Annotated in this window: 16 protein-coding genes; 4 read left to right on the top strand and 12 right to left on the bottom strand. The window is 60.9% G+C overall.

All coding sequences use genetic code 11. The annotated features are described in order from the left end of the window. Window positions 1-2 precede the first annotated feature (2 nt). The 6 genes from JAB6_RS18385 to rpsB all read right to left on the bottom strand — a co-directional run bounded on the left by JAB6_RS18385 (window position 3) and on the right by rpsB (window position 5,253). Window positions 3-836: a phosphatidate cytidylyltransferase gene (locus JAB6_RS18385; RefSeq protein WP_070304011.1), complete on the bottom strand. Its 834-nt coding sequence runs from the start codon at window positions 834-836 to the stop codon at window positions 3-5. Continuing rightward, window positions 836-1,603 (bottom strand): polyprenyl diphosphate synthase, encoded by a 768-nt coding sequence (gene uppS, locus JAB6_RS18380; RefSeq protein WP_034752255.1) that lies wholly within the window; start codon window positions 1,601-1,603, stop codon window positions 836-838. The genes JAB6_RS18385 and uppS overlap by 1 nt, the downstream gene beginning before the upstream one ends. Before the next feature lie 99 nt (window positions 1,604-1,702). Further along, window positions 1,703-2,263, bottom strand: a complete 561-nt coding sequence (gene frr, locus JAB6_RS18375) for a ribosome recycling factor (protein WP_034752256.1) — start codon at window positions 2,261-2,263, stop codon at window positions 1,703-1,705. Between the two features lie 302 nt (window positions 2,264-2,565). After that, complete coding sequence (pyrH, locus tag JAB6_RS18370) at window positions 2,566-3,282, bottom strand: UMP kinase (protein ID WP_034752258.1); 717 nt, start codon at window positions 3,280-3,282, stop codon at window positions 2,566-2,568. Window positions 3,283-3,430: 148 nt separating this feature from the next. Further along, a complete protein-coding gene (tsf, locus tag JAB6_RS18365; RefSeq protein ID WP_034752260.1) occupies window positions 3,431-4,342 on the bottom strand; it encodes a translation elongation factor Ts in 912 nt (303 codons plus the stop codon). Window positions 4,343-4,500: 158 nt separating this feature from the next. Then, window positions 4,501-5,253 carry a 30S ribosomal protein S2 gene (gene rpsB, locus JAB6_RS18360; protein ID WP_010397614.1) on the bottom strand — a complete coding sequence of 251 codons (753 nt, stop codon included), beginning with the start codon at window positions 5,251-5,253 and terminating at the stop codon, window positions 4,501-4,503. 399 nt (window positions 5,254-5,652) lie between these two features. Between rpsB and map the strand changes: the two genes are divergently transcribed. The 4 genes from map to JAB6_RS18340 all read left to right on the top strand — a co-directional run bounded on the left by map (window position 5,653) and on the right by JAB6_RS18340 (window position 10,757). Beyond that, complete coding sequence (map, locus tag JAB6_RS18355; RefSeq protein ID WP_035826955.1) at window positions 5,653-6,465, top strand: type I methionyl aminopeptidase; 813 nt, start codon at window positions 5,653-5,655, stop codon at window positions 6,463-6,465. Window positions 6,466-6,499: 34 nt separating this feature from the next. After that, the gene (locus tag JAB6_RS18350) at window positions 6,500-9,067 is read left to right on the top strand and encodes a [protein-PII] uridylyltransferase (RefSeq protein ID WP_034752262.1); all 2,568 of its coding nucleotides are present in this window, start codon (window positions 6,500-6,502) and stop codon (window positions 9,065-9,067) included. 41 nt (window positions 9,068-9,108) lie between these two features. Next, complete coding sequence (locus JAB6_RS18345) at window positions 9,109-9,858, top strand: pseudouridine synthase (RefSeq protein WP_034752263.1); 750 nt, start codon at window positions 9,109-9,111, stop codon at window positions 9,856-9,858. Window positions 9,859-9,992: 134 nt separating this feature from the next. Continuing rightward, window positions 9,993-10,757 carry a flagellar brake protein gene (locus tag JAB6_RS18340; protein ID WP_083292796.1) on the top strand — a complete coding sequence of 255 codons (765 nt, stop codon included), beginning with the start codon at window positions 9,993-9,995 and terminating at the stop codon, window positions 10,755-10,757. A 180-nt stretch (window positions 10,758-10,937) separates the two neighbouring features. Here the strand turns inward: JAB6_RS18340 and def are convergent, their stop codons facing one another. The 6 genes from def to JAB6_RS18310 form a co-directional block, all read right to left on the bottom strand. Next, window positions 10,938-11,474: a peptide deformylase gene (gene def, locus JAB6_RS18335; RefSeq protein WP_070304010.1), complete on the bottom strand. Its 537-nt coding sequence runs from the start codon at window positions 11,472-11,474 to the stop codon at window positions 10,938-10,940. Then, window positions 11,471-12,364, bottom strand: coding sequence for a UTP--glucose-1-phosphate uridylyltransferase GalU (gene galU / locus JAB6_RS18330; RefSeq protein ID WP_070304009.1), 894 nt, complete (start codon window positions 12,362-12,364; stop codon window positions 11,471-11,473). The genes def and galU overlap by 4 nt, the downstream gene beginning before the upstream one ends. A 24-nt stretch (window positions 12,365-12,388) precedes the next feature. Continuing rightward, window positions 12,389-14,740, bottom strand: coding sequence for an NAD-dependent DNA ligase LigA (gene ligA / locus JAB6_RS18325; protein WP_070304008.1), 2,352 nt, complete (start codon window positions 14,738-14,740; stop codon window positions 12,389-12,391). A gap of 14 nt (window positions 14,741-14,754) precedes the next feature. Further along, window positions 14,755-15,924, bottom strand: coding sequence for a cell division protein ZipA C-terminal FtsZ-binding domain-containing protein (locus JAB6_RS18320; RefSeq protein ID WP_070304007.1), 1,170 nt, complete (start codon window positions 15,922-15,924; stop codon window positions 14,755-14,757). Next, a complete protein-coding gene (smc, locus tag JAB6_RS18315; RefSeq protein WP_083292794.1) occupies window positions 15,921-19,448 on the bottom strand; it encodes a chromosome segregation protein SMC in 3,528 nt (1,175 codons plus the stop codon). The genes JAB6_RS18320 and smc overlap by 4 nt, the downstream gene beginning before the upstream one ends. Window positions 19,449-19,632: 184 nt before the next feature. Further along, complete coding sequence (locus JAB6_RS18310) at window positions 19,633-20,268, bottom strand: phosphatase PAP2 family protein (RefSeq protein WP_235194236.1); 636 nt, start codon at window positions 20,266-20,268, stop codon at window positions 19,633-19,635. Window positions 20,269-20,312 lie beyond the last annotated feature (44 nt).

The raw sequence follows: 20,312 nt of genomic DNA, 5'->3' as shown, positions 1-20,312 counted from the left end.
CCTTAAAGCCAGCTGGCCACGAGGGCGGCAAATGGCAGGACCGGGATCAACGCGTCGATACGGTCAAGTACGCCGCCATGGCCAGGCAGCAGGTTGCTGCTGTCCTTGATGCCGGCGCGGCGCTTCAATTGGGATTCGAACAGGTCGCCGACGATGCTGGCGGCGACGATCAGCAACAGCACCAGCAAGGCCACGAGCCAGCCGCGGCGCAATTGCAGCTGCACGGCGAAGGTATCTTGCAAGACCGGCAGCGATGGCGCGGCGATAATCGTGATGGCAGAGATGAGCAGCACGGCGATACCGCCGCCGATGGCGCCTTCCCAGGATTTACCTGGGGAAATACTTGGCGCCAGCTTGCGCTTGCCGAACGCCTTGCCCGAGAAATAGGCGCCGATATCGGCGATCCACACGAGGGCCATGACGGACAGCAGGTACAACGGGCTATGCAGGAACAGGGCGATGATGGCAACGAAGCAGCCAACGATGGTCACCGGGTACACGAGGCTGAGCAAGGTATTGCCCAGGCCTTCGGTCGGCGGCAAGCCCGTCGCCAGCGAAGGCACGAAGCGAATCAGCCAGATGGCCACGCACAGGGCGAACCAGAAATTGAGCTGCGCCATGCCGTTGCCGACAAAGAACGTATACGCGAAGGCGGCAGTCCAGATGGCGGCGATCAGCAGCGCCTGGCGATTCTTGAAGATGCGGAAGCTTTCCCAGACGGCGGCGCCGAAGAACGCCGTGGCGATCACGGCGAAGGCGGGGAAATAATTCAGATACAGAACGGGCAGCAAGACCGCCAGGAGGACCAGGGCGGTGATTATCCGTGTTTTCAGCATCAGTTTGTCTTTTCAGTTAATTGCGCGCTGGTACGGCCAAAGCGCCGTTCGCGCTGCTGGTAAGACGCGATTGCCGCGTCGAGGCACTCATCATTGAAGTCGGGCCAGAAAGTCTCGGTGAAAAACAACTCAGTGTACGCCAGTTGCCACAGGAGGAAATTGGAAATGCGCTGTTCGCCGCCCGTGCGGATGAACAGGTCGGGCTCGGGCGCGTAGGCCATGGCCAGGTGCGGCGCCAGTTGCTCTTCCGTGTAAGCGTGCCCGGCAGGCTGGCCATTGGCGCCAGCCTCGGCCGTCATTTTATTGACTGCCTGCATGATGTCCCAGCGGCCGCCGTAGTTGGCGCAGATGGACACCGTCAGGCGCGTGTTGTTCGCCGTCTTGCGCTCCGCATTGGCGATTAGGGTTTGCAGCTCTCCATTGAAGCGCGACAGGTCGCCCACCACCTTCAGGCGGATGTCGCTGGCATGCATCTTGACCACTTCGCGTTCCAGCATGGTGACGAACAGGCGCATCAGCATCGACACCTCTTCTTCCGGACGGCGCCAGTTTTCCGAGCTGAAGGCAAACAGGGTCAGGTATTCGACGCCGCGTTCGAGGCAGGTCTCGACGACACGGCGCACGGTATCGGCGCCCTTGACGTGGCCAGCCACGCGCGGCAGGAAGCGCTTGGTTGCCCAGCGGCCATTGCCATCCATAATGATTGCCACATGGCGCGGCACCGTGCCCACCTCAGGTACTGCCGTTGTCGAACTCGAATAGATCATGAAAACACGAATACCAAAAATAAAAGATAACTATTATGCTCCAAATAGCACTGCCCGGAAAAGCCATGCTTTCCCGGGCAGCGTCAAAAGGACTGAAAACTAGACCGTCAGCACTTCTTTTTCTTTGTCGACAACCATCTTGTCGATGTCGGCAATAAACTTGTCCGTCAGCTTCTGCACTTCTTCCGACGAGCGGCGCTCATCGTCCTCGGAGCAGGCTTTTTCCTTGACCAGCTTCTTCAGCGACTCGTTCGCATCGCGGCGAATGTTACGCACGGCAATCTTCGCGTCTTCCGCTTCGCTCTTGACCAGCTTGACCATTTCCTTGCGGCGCTCTTCCGTCAGCGGCGGCGTCGGAACGCGGATCAGGTCGCCCTGTGCCGATGGATTCAGGCCCAGGTCGGCGTCGCGGATGGCTTTTTCGATGGTCGAGGCCATTTTCTTTTCATACGGCTGCACACCGATGGTGCGCGCGTCGATCAGGGTCACGTTGGCAACCTGGGTCAGCGCCGTCGGCGAACCGTAGTAGTCGACCATCACGTGGTCCAGGATACCCGTATGGGCGCGGCCGGTACGCACTTTGGCCAGGTCGGCACGCAGTGTTTCCAGCGATTTCGTCATGCGTTCCTGGGCATTCTTTTTAACGTCAGCTAAGGACATTACTGTACTCCTGTAGTGACGCCTGTCAAAACCTGCTGCGCGTCGGTATTTGCGGCCTGCGATGCTCACCGTACCTTCGTACGGTTGCGCTTCTCTGCCACAACTCCCTTCCGCTCGCGACGGTTTTGTCAGGCGTTGTTAGTGATAAATTAATCTTGCAATTACATCCATATAACGAGCGGCTGGCGCCCGTCAAGAGTGCCGAAAACCGTTCAGGGCAAGGCGCAGCGCCGAAGGCAGTACGAATAGTACGGCGAGGCGCTGCAACGCAGCCATGGACGGTTTCTCGGTGCCCCTTATTTCTATACGTGAACCAGCGTGCCTTCATCCTCGCCCATAATGACGCGCATCAGCGCGCCTGGCTTGGTGATCGAAAACACTTTGATTGGCAGTTTCTGGTCGCGGCACAGGGCGAAAGCGGTGGCGTCCATCACTTGCAGGTGCTTGGCGATGGCGTCGTCGAACGTAATCGTGTGGAACAGGGTGGCGTTCGGATCCTTCTTCGGATCGGCCGTGTAGACGCCGTCGACCTTGGTGGCTTTCAGGACGATCTCGGCGCTGATCTCGGAACCGCGCAGGGCGGCTGCCGTGTCGGTGGTGAAGAACGGATTGCCGGTACCGGCGGCGAAGACGACCACTTTACCTTCTTCCAGGTATTGCAGGGCTTTCGGGCGGACGTACGGCTCGACCACTTGTTCGATGCCGATGGCCGACATGACGCGCGCGGTAATGCCGACGTGGCGCATGGCATCGGCCAGGGCCAGTGCATTCATCACGGTGGCAAGCATGCCCATGTAGTCGGCGGTGGCACGGTCCATGCCTTGCGCGCCAGGCGCGACGCCGCGGAAGATATTGCCGCCGCCAATCACGATTGCCAGTTCCACACCCAACTTCGCCACCTCGGCCACATCGGCCACCATGCGCTCGATCGTGGCGCGGTTGATGCCGTAGGGATCATCGCCCATCAGGGCTTCGCCGGACAACTTGAGGAGGACGCGCTTGTAGGCTGGTTTTGACATGAGCTGGGGCTCCATAAATGAGGTTATTCGAGTATGACATGGCGCAGCGCCTTGCAGCGCCGGATAGGCGGGAGGAAGCTGCCCATGCCGCCGCCCGGCACGACAGGTGCGGGCGGGCCAAAAAAACGGGCCTCTCGGCCCGCTTTACTTACGCTCCCTGGGAGGCAGCCATCTGTGCTGCGACTTCTGCTGCGAAGTCGTCTTGCTTCTTCTCGATGCCCTCGCCCACTACGTACATGGCGAAACCTTTGACGCTGGTGTTAGCCGCCTTCAGCATTTGCTCAACCGACAGCTTGTCGTTTTTCACGAAAGCTTGGTTCAGCAGGGAAACTTCTTTCAGGAACTTCTGTACGGAACCTTCCAGGCGCTTGGCCAGGATTTCCGGCGATTGCGCTGGCTTGCCTTCGGCGGCCGCTTTGGCTGCGTCTTCTTCGGCTTTCAGTTGTGCAACCGAACGCTCTTTTTCGATCAGTTCCGCTGGAACTTCGTTCGACGACAGCGACACTGGCTTCATGGCAGCGATGTGCATGGCCACGTCTTTGCCCACTTGCTCATCGGCGCCGTCGAATTCGACGATCACGCCAATGCGCGAACCGTGCAGGTACGAAGCCAGCTTGGCGCTGGTTTCGAAACGCTGGAAGCGGCGGATGGTCATGTTTTCGCCGATTTTGCCGATCAGGGCAGCGCGCACGTCTTCCAGGGTCTTGCCGTCGAGTGGCAGGGCCAGCAGGGCAGCTACGTCAGCCGGGTTGTGTTCCGCTACCAGACGGGCAGCGTTGTTGGCCAGTGCCAGGAAATCGTCGTTTTTCGCAACGAAGTCGGTTTCCGAGTTCACTTCGACCAGGGCGCCTACGCCGTTGGCGATGTAGGTTGCCACGACGCCTTCAGCGGTGATGCGTGCCGATGCTTTCGATGCCTTGCCGCCCAGTTTGACGCGCAGGATCTCTTCCGCACGAGCCATGTCGCCTTCGGCTTCGGTCAGTGCTTTTTTGCATTCCATCATTGGTGCGTCGGTTTTGCCGCGCAATTCGCCTACCATCGCTGCTGTAATCGCTGCCATGTGTTTCTCCTGATTCGGTGAGTCGATAGTCGCGGCCGGGCATGCATGCCTCGCCAGCGGTCACTATCGTTTTTTTGTTAAAAAAAAGGGGGAGCTGCTGCCACCCCTTTTCCCTTACTGCTGTGCTTACAAACGGCTATCTTGCGATAGCCTGGCCATTAAGCCTGTTCGTTAACTTCGACGAATTCGTCGCCAGCGGCTGCTTTAACCATTTCAACAACTTCGTTACCGGCAGCTGCACGGCCTTCGATGATTGCATCAGCAACACCGCGAGCGTACAACATGATGGCTTTCGAGGAGTCATCGTTACCTGGGATCACGAAGTTCACGCCTTCTGGGGAGTGGTTGGTATCGACAACGCCGATGACCGGGATACCCAGTTTAGCTGCTTCGGTGATCGCACCTTTGTGGTAGCCGACGTCGACGACGAAGATTGCGTCAGGAATGCCGCCCATGTCCTTGATGCCGCCGATCGATTTTTGCAGCTTGATCATTTCGCGGGAGAACATCAGCGCTTCTTTTTTCGACAGCTTCTCGATCGAACCGTCTTCGATCATCACTTCCATGTCTTTCAGACGCTTGATCGAGGTTTTGATCGTTTTGAAGTTGGTCAGCATGCCGCCCAACCAACGTTGATCAACGAAAGGCACGCCAGCGCGTTGTGCTTCAGCAGCGATGATTTCGCGAGCTTGACGCTTGGTGCCAACCATCAGGATGGTGCCACGGTTTGCAGCCAGTTGACGCACGTGCTTCATTGCGTCCTGGTACATCGCCATGGTTTTTTCCAGGTTGATGATGTGGATCTTGTTGCGATGGCCGAAGATGAACGGTGCCATTTTTGGATTCCAAAAACGGGTTTGGTGACCAAAGTGGACACCGGCTTCCAGCATTTCGCGCATTGTTACGGACATTATTAACTCCAGGGTTGGGTCTGGAATCCGATCAGTCACCATACAGGCACCCTTGTCGACCGGATTCGCGTGTTTATATAAATTAAAGACACTGTTTTACTGCATTGCTTAAAAGAGAATTCAAGCAACCCGGGATTCTACACTGAAATGCCTGCCGCATCAAGTCCGCACCGCAAATCGCGCGCCCGGCGGAAACACCCGGCGCACCACCATGGTGCAAGGTGTGGCCGCGCCGCCTTTTCATCCGCTTTCTCCCCACAAATCCCCTTCCGGCCCTAGGAAGGAGGCGGCGGATTGAGGGCGCCTCGTTTATAATTTCGACATATTTGCAGACTTTTCCCATACAGCAGGGATCGTCTGTGCTTTTCACCTGAATTCTTGCAGATTGCGAATTACACCATGTCCACCATCCGTATCAATACCGCCGCCGACATCGAAGGCATGCGCGTTGCCGGCAAGCTCGGCGCTGAAGTGCTCGACTACATCACCCCGTTCGTCAAGGTCGGCGTCACGACGGGCGAACTGGACCGCCTGTGCCATGAATACATGGTCAACGTGCAAGGCACCATCCCTGCCCCGCTGAACTACTGCCCGCCCGGCTACACGCCTTACCCGAAAGCCATCTGCACCTCGGTCAACGACGTCATCTGCCATGGCATTCCTGGCGACAAGGTCCTGAAAAGCGGCGACTCCGTCAACCTCGACATCACCGTCATCAAGGATGGCTACCACGGCGACAACAGCCGCATGTTCCTCGTCGGCACGCCGACCATCCTGGCCAAGCGCCTGTCGGAAATCACTTACGAGTGCATGTGGCTGGGCATCGACCAGATCAAACCGGGCGCCCACCTCGGCGATATCGGCCACGCCATCCAGCAGCACGCCGAGAAGGCCGGCTACAGCGTGGTGCGCGAATTCTGCGGCCACGGCATTGGCAAGGTCTTCCATGAAGAACCGCAGGTCTTGCACTACGGCAAACCAGGCACCCTGGAGCGCCTGGAAGCGGGCATGATTTTCACCGTCGAACCGATGATCAACTCGGGCCGCCGCGAAATCCGCGAAATGAACGATGGCTGGACCATCAAAACCAAGGACCGCAGCCTGTCGGCGCAATGGGAACACACGGTGCTGGTGACGGAAACGGGCTATGAAGTGCTGACCGTCTCGCCCGGCATGCCGCCACCGCCCGCCTTGATCCTGAACAAAGCCTGATCTTCCATCCCACGCACCGCCACCCAGGGCCCAGATGAAAAAGCAAGTTCGGGAACAGCTGAAACAGCAACTGAAAGCCGACCGCCAGGTCGTCATTGCGGCCTTCCAGGCCGACGGCAAGCCTGAAAAACTGCTGCGCAGCCTGCGCCACAGCGTCGACGGCGTACTGGCGCGTGCCTGGCAGGAAGCGGGTTTGCCGCCCGGCACGGCGCTGGTGGGCGTGGGCGGCTATGGCCGCGGCGAACTGTTTCCGTATTCCGACGTCGATCTGCTGATCCTGCTGCAACAGGCGCCGGACGCCGCCACGCAGGAAAAGCTTGAGGAACTGGTGCAACTGCTGTGGGACCTGGGCCTGGAAATCGGCCACAGCATCCGCACGGTCGATGAATGCATGGTCGAATCGAAGGCCGACATCACCGTCCAAACGAGCTTGCTCGAAGCGCGCCTCGTGTGCGGCAACGCGGACCTGTTCGCGCAATTGCAGCAACGCTATGACGCGGCCATGGACCCGCAAGCCTTCTTTCAGGCAAAAACAGCGGAAATGCGCCAGCGTCATGCCAAATATGAAGACACGGCTTTCAGCCTGGAACCGAATTGCAAGGAAAGCCCGGGCGGCCTGCGCGACCTGCAGGTCATCCTGTGGGTGGCCAAGGCGGCCGGCCTGGCGAACTCGTGGCGCACCCTGGCCACGAGCGGCCTGATCACCCTGACGGAAGCGCGCCAGCTGATGGAAAAGGAGCGCGCCTTCAAGGATATCCGCGTGCGCCTCCACCTGCACGCGGGACGGCGCGAAGACCGCCTCGTGTTCGACGTGCAGACGGCGATCGCCGAATCGCTGGGCCTGCAAGCGACAGGCAGCGGGCCGCACATGCGCCGCGCCAGCGAATTCTTGATGCAGCGCTACTACTGGGCCGCCAAGACGGTGACCCAGCTCAACACGATTTTGCTGCAAAACATCGAGGCACGGCTGTTCCCGCAAGACGACGTGGCCGTGCCCATCAACGAGCGCTTCAACGAGGTCAACAGCCTGATCGACATCAGCGCCGACGACACGTTCGAACAATATCCGTCGGCCATGCTGGAAATTTTTGTCCTGATGACGGAGCGCCCGGCCCTGAAGGGCATGACCTCGCGCGCCACGCGAGCCCTGTGGCATGCACGCTTCAAGATCGACGCCGCCTTCCGCCAGGACCCCGTCAACCGCGCCCTCTTCCTGCGCATCATGCAGGCGCCTGTCGGCATCATCCATGCGCTGCGGCGCATGAACGAGATGAGCATCCTGGGGCGCTACCTGCCGAATTTCCGCCGCATCGTGGGCCAGATGCAGCACGACCTGTTCCACGTGTACACGGTCGACCAGCACATCTTGATGGTGGTGCGTAACATGCGCCGCTTCACCATGAGCGAACACGCACACGAATACCCGTTCTGCAGCCAGCTGATGGCCGACTTCTCGCAGTCGTGGCTGCTGTACGTGGCGGCCCTGTTCCACGACATCGCCAAGGGCCGCGGCGGCGACCACTCGAAGCTGGGCGTGGCCGACGCCACCCAGTTCTGCCAGGACCACGGCCTGTCGCAAGAAGACACGGAACTCGTGGCATTCCTTGTAGAAAATCATTTGACCATGTCGCAAGTGGCGCAAAAGCAGGACTTGTCCGATCCCGATGTCATCGCCGCCTTTGCGAAAGTGGTCAAGGACGAGCGTCATCTGACGGGCTTGTACCTGCTGACGGTGGCCGACATCCGCGGCACCAGCCCGAAAGTGTGGAATGCCTGGAAGGGCAAGCTGCTGGAAGACCTGTACAAGATCACCCTGCGCGTGCTGGGCGGCGAGCCGCACACGGCCGACCGCGAGCTGAAAAACCGCCAGCAGGAAGCGCTGGCCACCCTGCGCCTGTACGGTTTGCCGCCGGACGCGCACCTGAAACTGTGGCAGCAGCTGGACGTGGCGTATTTCCTGCGCCACGACGCGTCCGACATCGCCTGGCAGACGCGCTCGCTGTATGACAAGCTCGACAGCAAGTTGCCGGTGGTAAAATGCCGGCTGGCGCCCATCGGCGAAGGCTTGCAGGTGGCCGTGTACATTCCCGACCAGCCCGACCTGTTCGCGCGCATCTGCAGCTATTTCGACCGCAAGAATTTCAGCATCCTCGACGCGAAGATCCACACGACGAAAAACGGCTATGCGCTCGACACCTTCCTCGTCACCGAGCAGAACTTCGCCAAGAGCTACCGCGACATCATCAGCCTGATCGAGCATGAGCTGGGCGAGCTGCTGCAGTCGCAAACGCCGCTGCCGCCGCCGGGCAAGGGACGGCTGTCGCGCCTGTCGCGCACCTTCCCCTTCCAGCCGACCGTGGATTTGCGGCCCGATGAGAAGGGCCAATACTATTTGCTGTCGGTGGCGGCCAACGACCGCACGGGCCTGCTGTATGCGATCGCCAACGTGCTGACCAAGTACCGCATCAACTTGCACACGGCCAAGATCATGACCCTGGGCGAGCGGGTCGAAGACGTCTTCCTCGTCGACGGCCCCGCGCTCAACAATGCCCGCAACCAGATATTGCTGGAAACCGATTTACTCGATGCGCTGAAAGTGTAAGCTTTCCGCACAACGCCTACCCTTACTGAAACTGAAACAACATGACCGAAGAATTATTACGCTTGTCCAAACGCATGTCCGAACTGGGCCTGTGCTCGCGCCGCGAAGCCGATGAATGGATCGCCCGCGGCTGGGTCCGCGTGGATGGCAAGGTGGTGTCCGAGCTGGGCAGCAAGGTCTACCCGAGCCAGAGAGTCACCGTGGAACGCCAGGCGGCGGCCGAGCAATCGAAGCGGGTCACCGTGCTGATCAACAAACCGGTCGGCTACGTCAGCGGCCAGGCCGAAGACGGCTACACGCCCGCCGTGGCCCTGATCAAGGCGGAAAACCGCTGGGCGGAAGACCGCAGCCCGGAACAGTTCCACCCGACCCAGCTGCGCAGCCTGGTGGCCGCCGGCCGCCTGGACATCGATTCCGTCGGCTTGCTGGTCTTGACGCAGGACGGCCGCGTGGCCAAGCAGCTGATCGGCCACGATACCGATATCGACAAGGAATACCTGGTGCGCGTGAGCTACACCAAGGGCGGCACCCTGCCCGACAGCGAACTGAAAAAGCTCAACCACGGCCTGTGGCTCGACGGCAAGCCGCTGCTGCCGGCCAAGGTGCGCTGGCAAAATGAAGACCAGCTGAGCTTTACCCTGCGCGAAGGCAAGAAACGCCAGATCCGCCGCATGTGCGAAGCCGTCGGCCTGAAAGTGCTGGGATTGAAACGCGTGCGCATTGGCAAGGTCAAACTGGGCGACTTGCCGACCGGCCAATGGCGTTACCTGAGCGCTGACGAGCAATTCTAAGCGCCCGCCTGGCATGCCAGGCCACATAAGCAACAGGAATATAGTGATATAAAATCAATTATTGTGATTTACTTAGTAAATATTGCCTTAAACCTATACACTATTCCCCATTAGAACAGAAGAGATACGCTGTCGTGAACGATCCCATTCCCAATCCCCTGCGCAAGGGCGCGCCCAGCCTGGCTGACGTGGCCGAGCCGATGGCCCCCGGCACCAAGCCGCACCATATGAGCGATCCATGGGATATCGGTGAAACCCTGTGCAGCCTGGCTGACAACGGCGACGCCATTTCCATCTACCCGGCGGGCGGCGAAGACGTCATCCTGGCGCGCATCCTGTCCGTCGACGATGACTTGCCGCAATTCGTGCTGGAACTCAATGAAGGCGCGACCCTGCCAGACGGTGCCGCCACGTTTGTGTCGTGGGTGCAAAGCGCCAAGCTGCAATTTACCATCAATGGCGAATGGCAAGCGTATCCCGACCGTCCCAACGTCTACCTGACGAACTTCCCCAGTCATTGCCTGGTGCTGGAACGGCGCGAATCGACGCGCCTGGAAACGCCGCTGGGCGTGTACTACCTGGCCGCTTTCGTGCTCGAGGGGCGTCCGTATGAGCTGCAGCTGTACGATTTCTCGGCCGGCGGCATCGGCATGCGCGCCCATCCGCGCGACACGGTCGGCCTGTACGTGGGCCGCAAGCTGTCGCGCGTGCGCCTGGAACTGGGGCCGAACAAGGTCATGATCGCCGACCTGGAAATCCGCCTGTCGCGCACCTTCCGCTCCTTCCTGCTGGGCGAACAGGTACAGATCGGCTGCCGCTTCCTGAACCTGACGGATGCCATGCAGGATGAGTTGAAGAACTTGCTCGATAACCTGGGCAGCAACCGCAAGGTGCGCTAGGTTTGCTTCACATATAAAAAATGGCCGCCCAGCTGATTGCTGCGCGGCCATTTTTTTTGTTTGATAGTCACAAGTACGAGGTGCCTGAAAAACGCTCAGGGCAAGGCGCATTGCCGAAGACAGTACGAATAGTACGGCGAGGCAATGCAACGCCGCCATGGGCGTTTTCTCAGGTGCCGATCAGTCGTCGTCGTTTGGATCGAGGTCCGGAAACATCACTTCCGTATAACCGAACTGCGTGAAGTCGACGATACGCATCGGATACAGAATCCCGTGCAGGTGATCCACTTCATGCTGCACCACGCGCGCATGGAAGCCGTCGCAATCGCGGCTGATGGGCTGGCCGAACTGGTCCACTCCTTCGTAGTGCAGCTCGCTCCAGCGCGGCACGCTGCCGCGCAAGCCGGGCACGGACAAACAGCCTTCGAAACCCTCTTCCTTGCGTTCAGACAAAGGCGTCAGCACAGGGTTGATCAGCACGGTTTCCGGCACTTGCGGCGCGTCCGGATAGCGCAGATTTTGCTTGAAGCCGTAGATCACCAGCTGCAGGTTGACGCCGATCTGCGGCGCCGCCAGGCCCGCGCCATTGGCTGCATGCATGGTGTCGAACATGTCGGCGATCAAGGCATGCAGTTCGGGCGTATCGAATTCACGCACGGGCTCGGCCATCCGCAGCAGGCGCGGATCGCCCAACTTGAGGATTTCACGTACGGTCATTTTGCTTCCAGTGCCGATTGCAGTTCTTGCAGGTAGGTGCGGAAGGCCGCACCCGTTTCCGGATGTTTCATACCCATTGCCGTCGTGGCCTTCAGATAACCCAGCTTGGAGCCGCAATCATAACGCTGCCCCTGGTAGCGGTAAGCGAGCACGCGCTCTTCGCGCATCAGGGCGGCGATGCCGTCCGTCAGCTGGATCTCGCCGCCGGCGCCCGTGCCGATATTTTCCAGGTGATTAAAGACACGGCTGGTCAGCACATAACGGCCCACCACGGCCAGGGTCGATGGCGCCTCTTCCGGCGAGGGCTTTTCCACGATGGCCGAGACCAGTTCCAGATCGTGCTGATAATTCTTTGCCGACACGATACCGTACTGCTTGGTTTCCGCGCGCGGCACGTCCTGCACCGCCAGCAGCGAGCAATTTTCATACTGGAAGACATCGGTCATCTGCGCCAGCACGGGGCGCACGCCCTCTTCCACGTCCATGAAGTCGTCGGCCAGCAAGACGGCAAACGGCTCGTCGCCGATCACGGGACGGGCGCACAGCACGGCATGCCCCAGGCCCAGCGGCGCCGACTGGCGGATGTAAATGCAGTTGATATGCTTGGGAATGACGTTTTGCACCATCTCGAGCAACTGGCGCTTGCCGGCCGCTTCCAGTTCCGACTCGAGCTCATAGGCCGTATCGAAATGGTCTTCGATGGCGCGCTTGTTGCGGCCCGTGATGAAGATCATTTCCGTGATGCCCGCCGCCACGGCTTCTTCCACCGCGTACTGGATCAATGGCTTGTCAACGATGGGCAACATTTCCTTCGGTTGCGCCTTGGTCGCAGGCAAGAAACGGCTGCCCAGGCCGGCGACGGGAAAGACTGCTTTTCTGATTTTTTTCATGGGTCTTCTGTAATATTTAAATGATTAGTCTTGCGCGAGCAAGGCCAGCAAACCAGCCTCGTCGAGTATGGCCACGCCCAGTTCCTGGGCCTTGGCCAGCTTGCTGCCAGCATCCGATCCGGCCACGACATAACCGGTTTTCTTCGACACGGAACCGCTGACCTTGCCGCCGGCCGCCTCGATCAGCTCCGCAGCTTCGTCGCGGCTCATGTTGGGCAACGTGCCCGTCAAGACGAAGGTTTTGCCGTCCAGCTTGCCGCCAGCGGCTGGCATTTCAGGCAATTGTGACATTAATTCATTTCGCAGGGCGTCCAGTTGACCAAGCAGCTTGACATTGCTCTCATCGGCCAGCCACTGCGCCAGCGCTTCGGCCACGGCAGCCGGCAAGCCCGCGTGGAAGCTGGCGCCTTGCGCCGCCAGGCTGGCCAGGGTGACGCCCCGCTCCACCAGTTGCTTGCTGCGCGGCTCCGTCAGTTTCGGGATGCCGATGGCCGCCAGCAATTTGGTTTCCTCAAGCTGCGTGCGCAGCTTGGCGCTAGGCGCGTGTTCGCCCTGCGGCGTGACGCCAGCGTCCAGCAATGCCTGCAGCGCCTGCTGATTCTTTTCCTCGGCGAAGAAATCGGCAATCGATTCGGCCACTGTACCGCCGATGTCGGGCAGCACGCGCAGCAATGCCGCCGGCGCTTGCCGCACATACGCCAGGCTACCCAGCCACTCGGCCAGAGTCTTCGCCGTCGATTCGCCCACGTGGCGGATGCCCAGCGCGAACAGGAAACGTTCGAGCGGCGGGCGCTTGCTCGCCTCGATGCCGGCCAGCAGGTTTTCCGCCCACTTGGTGGGAATCTTGCCTTGTTGCACTGTTTCCGGCGTCGAACCGTCACGTTCGTCGGCGCGCAACTTCATTTCCAGCAATTTATCGAGGGTAAGGCTGTACAGGTCAGCCAGGCCATGCACGTATTCGAGTTCGACCAAGGTATCGATATAACGTTCCCCCAGGCCTTCGATGTCCATCATGCGGCGGCCCGCGAAATGACGAAACGCTTCCTTGCGCTGCGCCGAGCAGAACAAGCCGCCCGAGCAGCGGGCGATGGCTTCGCCCTCTTCGCGCACCACGTGCGAGCCGCAGACGGGGCACGCTTCGAGCATCTTGAACGGCAGCGGCGCAGGTTCCGGGCGTTTTTCCAGTACCACGCTCAGCACTTCAGGAATGACGTCGCCGGCGCGGCGCACGACGACGGTATCGCCCACGCGCACATCCTTGCGCAGCACTTCATCTTCATTGTGCAAGGTGGCGTTGGTCACCGTCACGCCGCCCACGGAGACGGGCGCCAGGCGCGCCACGGGCGTCATGGCGCCCGTGCGGCCGACCTGGATATCGATGCCCAGCACCTGTGTCAGCGCCTCTTCGGCGGGAAACTTGTGCGCCAGCGCAAAACGCGGTGCGCGCGAGACAAAACCCAGCTCCTGCTGGTCTTCCGTCGCGTTCACCTTGTAGACGACGCCGTCGATTTCATACGGCAAGGCGGGGCGGCGCGCGCCGATATCGGCGTAGTAGGCCAGCAAGCCCTGCGCACCCCGCACCACCTTGCGCTCTTTTGACACGGGGATGCCCAGGGTCTCGTACCAGTCCAGCAAGGCCGAATGCGAGGCCGGCATGGCGGCGCCATCGAGGGCGCCGATGCCGTAGGCATAGAAACGCAGCTTGCGCTGCGCCGTGATGCGCGAATCGAGCTGGCGCAGGCTGCCGGCGGCCGCATTGCGCGGGTTGGCAAATTCCTTCTGCCCTGCCTCGCGCTGGCGTTCGTTCAGGCGGGCAAAATCGCCCTTGAACATCATGACTTCGCCGCGCACGTCGAGCAAGGCTGGAATCTTGTCGCCATGCAGGCGCAGCGGGATGCCGGAAATCGTGCGGATATTCGCCGTCACGTCTTCGCCCGTGGCGCCGTCGCCGCGCGTGGCCGCCTGCACGAACAGGCCGTTTTCATAGCGCAGGTTGATGGCCAAGCCATCGAATTTCACTTCGGCAGCATACGCGACGTCCTGCGCATCGAGGCCCAGGCCTTCGCGCACGCGGCGGTCGAAATTGACGATGTCGTCATCAGAGAAACCATTGTTCAGCGACAACATCGGCACCGTGTGCGTGACTTGCTCGAATTGCGGCAACGGTGCCGCCCCCACGCGCAAGGTGGGCGAATCGGGCGTGCGCAAGTCGGGATGGGTCGCTTCCAACACCTGCAGTTCGACGAACAGCTTGTCGTACTCGGCGTCGGGGATGGTGGGATTGTCGAGCACGTGGTAGGCGTGCAGATGCCGATTGAGTTCGGCCGTGAGTGCCAGGACGCGGGCGGCGGCGTCCTGGTTGATCGGATCAGTCATTGTTGCGGGATTCTTCAGCTAAATAAACGCAGGGCGCGGGTGGAACCGGCCGGAATGTCGGCCGCGTCCATTTCCTGGTAAAACTCTTGCACCTGGCCGGCGATCTCGGCCAGCGCCGCATCGGACAGGGCCTGGTTGTAATCGTCGACGATGGTGGCGTCGAGGCGTCCCACCAGTGCCTTCGCGCAAGCGACCATGGCGCCAAAACCGTCGCGCGCAGGCGCCACGCATGGCACGTCCAGCAGCAGGGTCAAACGGGGCGTCGTTTCCTCGGCCAGGGTGACATTCGTCGACAGCGAGAACAGATAGCCGCCTTCGCCGTCCGGCATGACGAAGCGGCCGTCCGGACGCACGTCAAAGCCCTGTTTTTCCAGCGCGAACAGCAAGGTGGAAATGGCCCATGGTGCGCCATTCGTGTGCAGGTTCACGCCCAGCTGGGCGTCGTGGCCGGCAACAAAACGGTGCAGATTGCGCGCTTCGGCCATCACTTCCATCATGTCCGGCACTTCCGGCTCGGCGCCGATCTCGTCCGCTACACCACGCAGGCGCGTGACCAGTTCCGAGTATTCGAGTTCATTCAAGGCCGTGCTGCGGCTGGCCAGCTGCACGCCGCCCTGCATCTTGGTGTAGACACCGCCATGCGTGATCGGTTCCCAGTCGCCATTCACATGCAGGCCGATGAAGTGCACGGGTTTGTTGCCCACCAGGCGCAGGGTTTGCAGCACGGGCAGGATCTTGTCGCCGCGCACGGGCGCTTCCAGCGACAAAGGCAGCAGGCAATCGATGAGCGGGTCGACCAGGCTGGTCGCCTGTTCGCTGGCGGCGCTGACGTCTTGCTGTACCGGCGCGGCAGGGGCCGCGGCAGGCGCTTCGATGCCGGCACCACCCAATGATGGTTCCGCATGCACGGGTGCGTCGGGCACGGGCGCCGCTGGCGGTGCGCCGAACGACGGTTCGGCCTTGGCGGCGGGCGCGGCGTCAAAGCGCGGCTCCTGGCGCAGCACGGGTTCCTGGGCTTCCATTGCGGGCGCATCGCCTTCGCGCATCAGCACGTCGTCGTGGTCGGTGGAAAAAGCCCGTTCCACGCTTTTCTTGGCCTTGTATTCCTGCCATTTGTTGTACGAGAAAACGCCGACGATAAAGACGCCGCCGGCGCCGAACAAGGTAATTTGAAGGTCTGTCATGCTGCTTGTGCCTCGGTTGCAAAATTTGCGGCGGACTCCATGTCCACCGCCACGATGCGCGATACGCCCTGCTCCTGCATCGTCACACCGATCAATTGATGGGCCATTTCCATCGCAATCTTGTTATGCGAAATGAAAAGGAATTGGGTCTGGTCGGACATGCGCTTGACCATGCGGCAGAAGCGTTCCGTGTTCGAATCGTCCAGCGGTGCATCGACTTCGTCGAGCAGGCAGAACGGCGCCGGATTCAGGCGGAACATGGAAAACACCAATGCGGTCGCGGTCAGCGCCTTCTCTCCACCGGACAACAGGTGGATGGTGGCATTTTTCTTGCCGGGAGGCTGCGCCATGACTTGTACACCGGAATCGAGAATCTCGTCGCCCGTCATGGTCAGTTTCGCCTGGCCGCCGCCGAACAGGATCGGGAACAGCTCGGAAAAGTGATGGTTGACCTTGTCGAACGTGTCTTGCAGCAAGTCGCGCGTTTCCTTGTCGATCTTGTGGATCGCGTCTTCCAGCGTGTTGATCGCTTCCGTCAGGTCGGCATTCTGGGCGTCGAGGAAATTCTTGCGCTCGGATGCCTGCGCCAGCTCGTCCAGCGCGGCCAGGTTGACGGCGCCCAGGGCCGTGATGGCATTGGTCAGACGCGTGACTTCGCCCTGCAGATACGATGGGCGCATGTCCGGATGCAGTTTTTCCGTCAGGGCCGCTTCATCGGCGCCCGATTCCAGCAATTGCTGGGCGAATTGCTCCTGGTTCAGGCGCGCGGCCTGTTCCTTGAGCTGCATTTCCATGATCTTGTCGCGCTGCGGCTGCAAGCTGCGTTCCGATTGCGTGCGTGCATCTTCGGACAGGCGCAGCTGCTGCGTAATTTGATCGAGTTCGTGGCGCGCGTCGGCCAGCGCCCGCTCCTGCGTGGTGCGGCGCTCGAGCAAGTCCTGCAAGCCGTCGGCGGCCGCGCCGCTTTCCAGGTTGGCCAGTTCCAGTTCGCCCGCCTGCAGGCTGGCCGTCACTTGCTGGGCCTGCGTACCGGCCGTGGCGATATTGCGGCGCAACTCCTCGATCTTCGCGCGGTGGGCTTTTTCCGCGTATTCCGTATCCTTGGCGGCCCGCTCCAGGTCGCGCAAGGCTTCGCGCGCCTCCGCCAGACGCTGTTCCTTCTGCAGGAAGTCCGTATGGCCGTCTTCGTGCGCTTCCTGCAAGTTGCCCAGCTCCATGTCCAGCTGTTCGAATTTCTCTTCCGATTCCGCCTTGATCTGCTGCTGTTCCGCTTCCTGTGCGGCAATCTCCGCCAGGTCGGCGCCGATCTGCGTGCTGCGCTGGTTGAAGCGCGCTTCCACTTCCGACAGTTTCACCACGTCCAGCTGCAAGGTATGCACGGAGGAAGTAAGCTGCTGTATGCGGAGTCGCAAGTCGGACAGGTTGCGCGTCAAGGTGGCGACGGCCGCGTCGGCCCGCACGGAACGGGCGCGCGCCTCTTCGGCCAGCAATTGCTGGGCGCGCAACTGTTTGCCGATATTCTCGATTTCCTGCTGGCGGCCCAGCATGCCTTCCTGCTCCGAATCGGCCGCATAGAAGCGCACGCTGGTGGCCGTGACCACGTGACCGGCGCGCGTGACGAAATAGCCGCCCGGCGGCAATTTACTACGTTCGGCCAGCGCTTCGGCCGCGTCTTCCACGGCATAGGCGTTGTACAGCCAATCCTGCAGCAAGCCGCGCAAGCCCGGATCGTTGAGTTTGAGCAAATTCAGGAAAGGCTTGAGGCCCGGCACTTCCGGTTGCGGCAGCGGCGCCACGGTCGACGGCGCGTACAGGGCCAGCTTGGCTGGTGGCGCATCGGCAAAGAAGGCCTTGGCCCAGTCGATGTTCGACAGTTGCAGAGCCGACGTACGCTCGCGCAAGATCGATTCCATGGCCGCTTCCCAGCCCGCTTCGATCTGAAGCTTTTGCCACAAACGCGGCAAGGTGTCGAGTTCGTGCTTTTTCAGCCATGGCTGAACCTTGCCTTGGGTTTGTACCCGTTCCTGCAATTGTTTCAAGGCGGAAAGACGCGCTTCCAGCTGGGCGTTGGCAGCCGTTTCGGCATTCACCTGCGCCTGCGCCTCCATCCGTTCCTGCTCCAGCTTCGGCTGCTGCTCCAGCGCCTCTTCCAGGTAAAAGCCCTGCTCTTCCAGGGTTTGCTGCTTTTCTTCCAGCTGCAGTTTCAGGTTTTCCAGGTGGCTGCTGTCGGGCAGGCTCAGGCTGTTCTTTTCCTGCTGCAGGCGCTCGCGGCGCGTCAACAGGCTGGCCAGGATGTTCGAGGCGTTGCGCTGGTGCGCCGATTCCAGTTCCAGCTGCTGCTGTGCCTGCATGATCCGTGCGCGCGATTCCGTGCTCTTGTTTTGTGCGGCGCGCCAGGCGGCGTCGAGTTCGGGCAATTGCTCGCCCTTCTGCTCGGCCATCATTTGCGACTGTTCCACCTTGGCAGCCAGTTCCTCGAGGTGGAATTCCGCCTCTTCGATCTGTTCCTGGTATTCGCTACCCTGCTGCGTCCACTGGTCGCGCTGGGCAGTCAATGTGGCCAGCTGCGCCTGCAGGCGGGCGCGCGATTCGATGACGAACTTGATCTGCGCCTCCAGGCTGCCGATTTCCGCATTCGTCTGGTACAGATGGCCTTGCGCCGTATGCAGCCGGTCGCCCACGGCAAAGTGCGCCTGGCGCATCTGCTCGAGGGTCAGTTCCACGTTGCGCAGCTTGGCCGTCTGCTCTTCCAGGTCCGTCTGCGCCTGTTCCACTTCGCGGAAATAGCGCGTCTGTTCGTTTTGCGCCTCGTTCTTGCGCAGCAGCCACAACAGTTTCTGCTTTTCTTCCTGGTCCGCCTGCAAGGCGTGGAAACGGGTGGCCACGGCCGCCTGCGCTTCCAGCTTTTCCAGGTTGGCGTTGAGTTCGCGCAAGATGTCTTCCACGCGCAGCAAATTCTCGCGCGTGTCCTGCAGGCGGTTTTCCGTCTCGCGGCGGCGTTCCTTGTATTTGGAGACACCGGCCGCTTCTTCGAGGAAAACGCGCAATTCTTCCGGGCGCGATTCGATGATGCGCGAAATCATGCCCTGGCCGATGATGGCGTAGGCGCGCGGACCGAGGCCCGTGCCAAGGAAGATATCCTGGATGTCGCGCCGGCGCACGGGCTGGCCATTGATGTAATAGGTGGACGTGCCGTCGCGCGTCAGGGTGCGCTTGACGGCGATCTCGGCGTACTGGCCCCACTGGCCGGACGCCTTGCCATCGTTATTGTCGAACACCAGTTCCACGGAAGCGCGCCCGGCTGGTTTACGGTGGGTGGAGCCGTTGAAAATGACGTCCTGCATCGATTCGCCGCGCAATTCCGACGCTTTCGATTCGCCCAGCACCCAGCGCACGGCGTCGATGATGTTCGACTTGCCGCAGCCATTCGGCCCGACCACGCCCACGAGCTGGCCTGGCACCTGGAAATTGGTGGGATCGACGAAAGACTTAAATCCCGACAACTTGATGGAAGAGAGACGCACGTGTTTTAGAGTTCCTGGCCTATGCTGGCGGTTATATTATGGGTGAACCCGGTTCATATTCAGTTCAGATGCAGCATCGCGACGGCTGTCTGGCCATGCACCGCAAAAAAAGTGGTTCATCATACCATTTCCTGATGCTTTTCTGGCCAAAAAACAGCGGCGCCAGGCGCCGGTTGGCAGCGGATCAGCGGGCAGGACGGCCATCCTGCGCCAGTTTCCAGTCCGCACGCGAAAAAACGCGCTCGTGGCCGGACAGCACCAGGGCCAGTTTTTGCAGCCATTGTTCGGTCGGCATGGGTTCGGCCTTAAAGCTCAGCACCACCATCAACGCCAAGCTGGCCAGGGCCAGCGCATGGCTGACGGCGAAATTGACGGCGCCGCGGGCATTCCACATGAAGCCCAGCGCCACCGCCAGGCCCAGCACGCAGCCGCTGACGGCTTCCGACACGCTGTGCGCATGCACGACCACGCGGGAAATGGCCACCAGCACGGCAAAGGCCACGCCGACGAGCACGCCGGCATGGCGCCAGCGCGGCTCGGCCCGCTGCAACAGCACATACATCAGCACGGGAAACACAGCGCCGGCGCGCATGGCGTGGCCGCTGAAACCCGTAAAATCGAGCGTGCTGCTGCCCACGCCCCAGCTCATGAAGGCCAGCTTCGATAGCACCACGAGGGCCAGGCCGCCGCCGTACCACAAGCTCCAGCTGAGCACCAAACGCCACTGGCGCGACACGAGCAGCCACAGGGCAATCGCCACGCCAGCCGGCCCCATCACGGACATGTCGGCCGCAAAAGAAATCCCATTCCACCAAGTCATCGTGCATGCGCTTATTTCATGATCAGCTTGCACTATGCCACGAC

Origin of the sequence: Janthinobacterium sp. HH104, from assembly GCF_001758715.1 — a bacterium.
Taxonomy (GTDB): Bacteria; Pseudomonadota; Gammaproteobacteria; order Burkholderiales; family Burkholderiaceae_D; genus Janthinobacterium; species Janthinobacterium aestuarii.
This window is presented reverse-complemented; position numbering and strand designations above follow the sequence as displayed.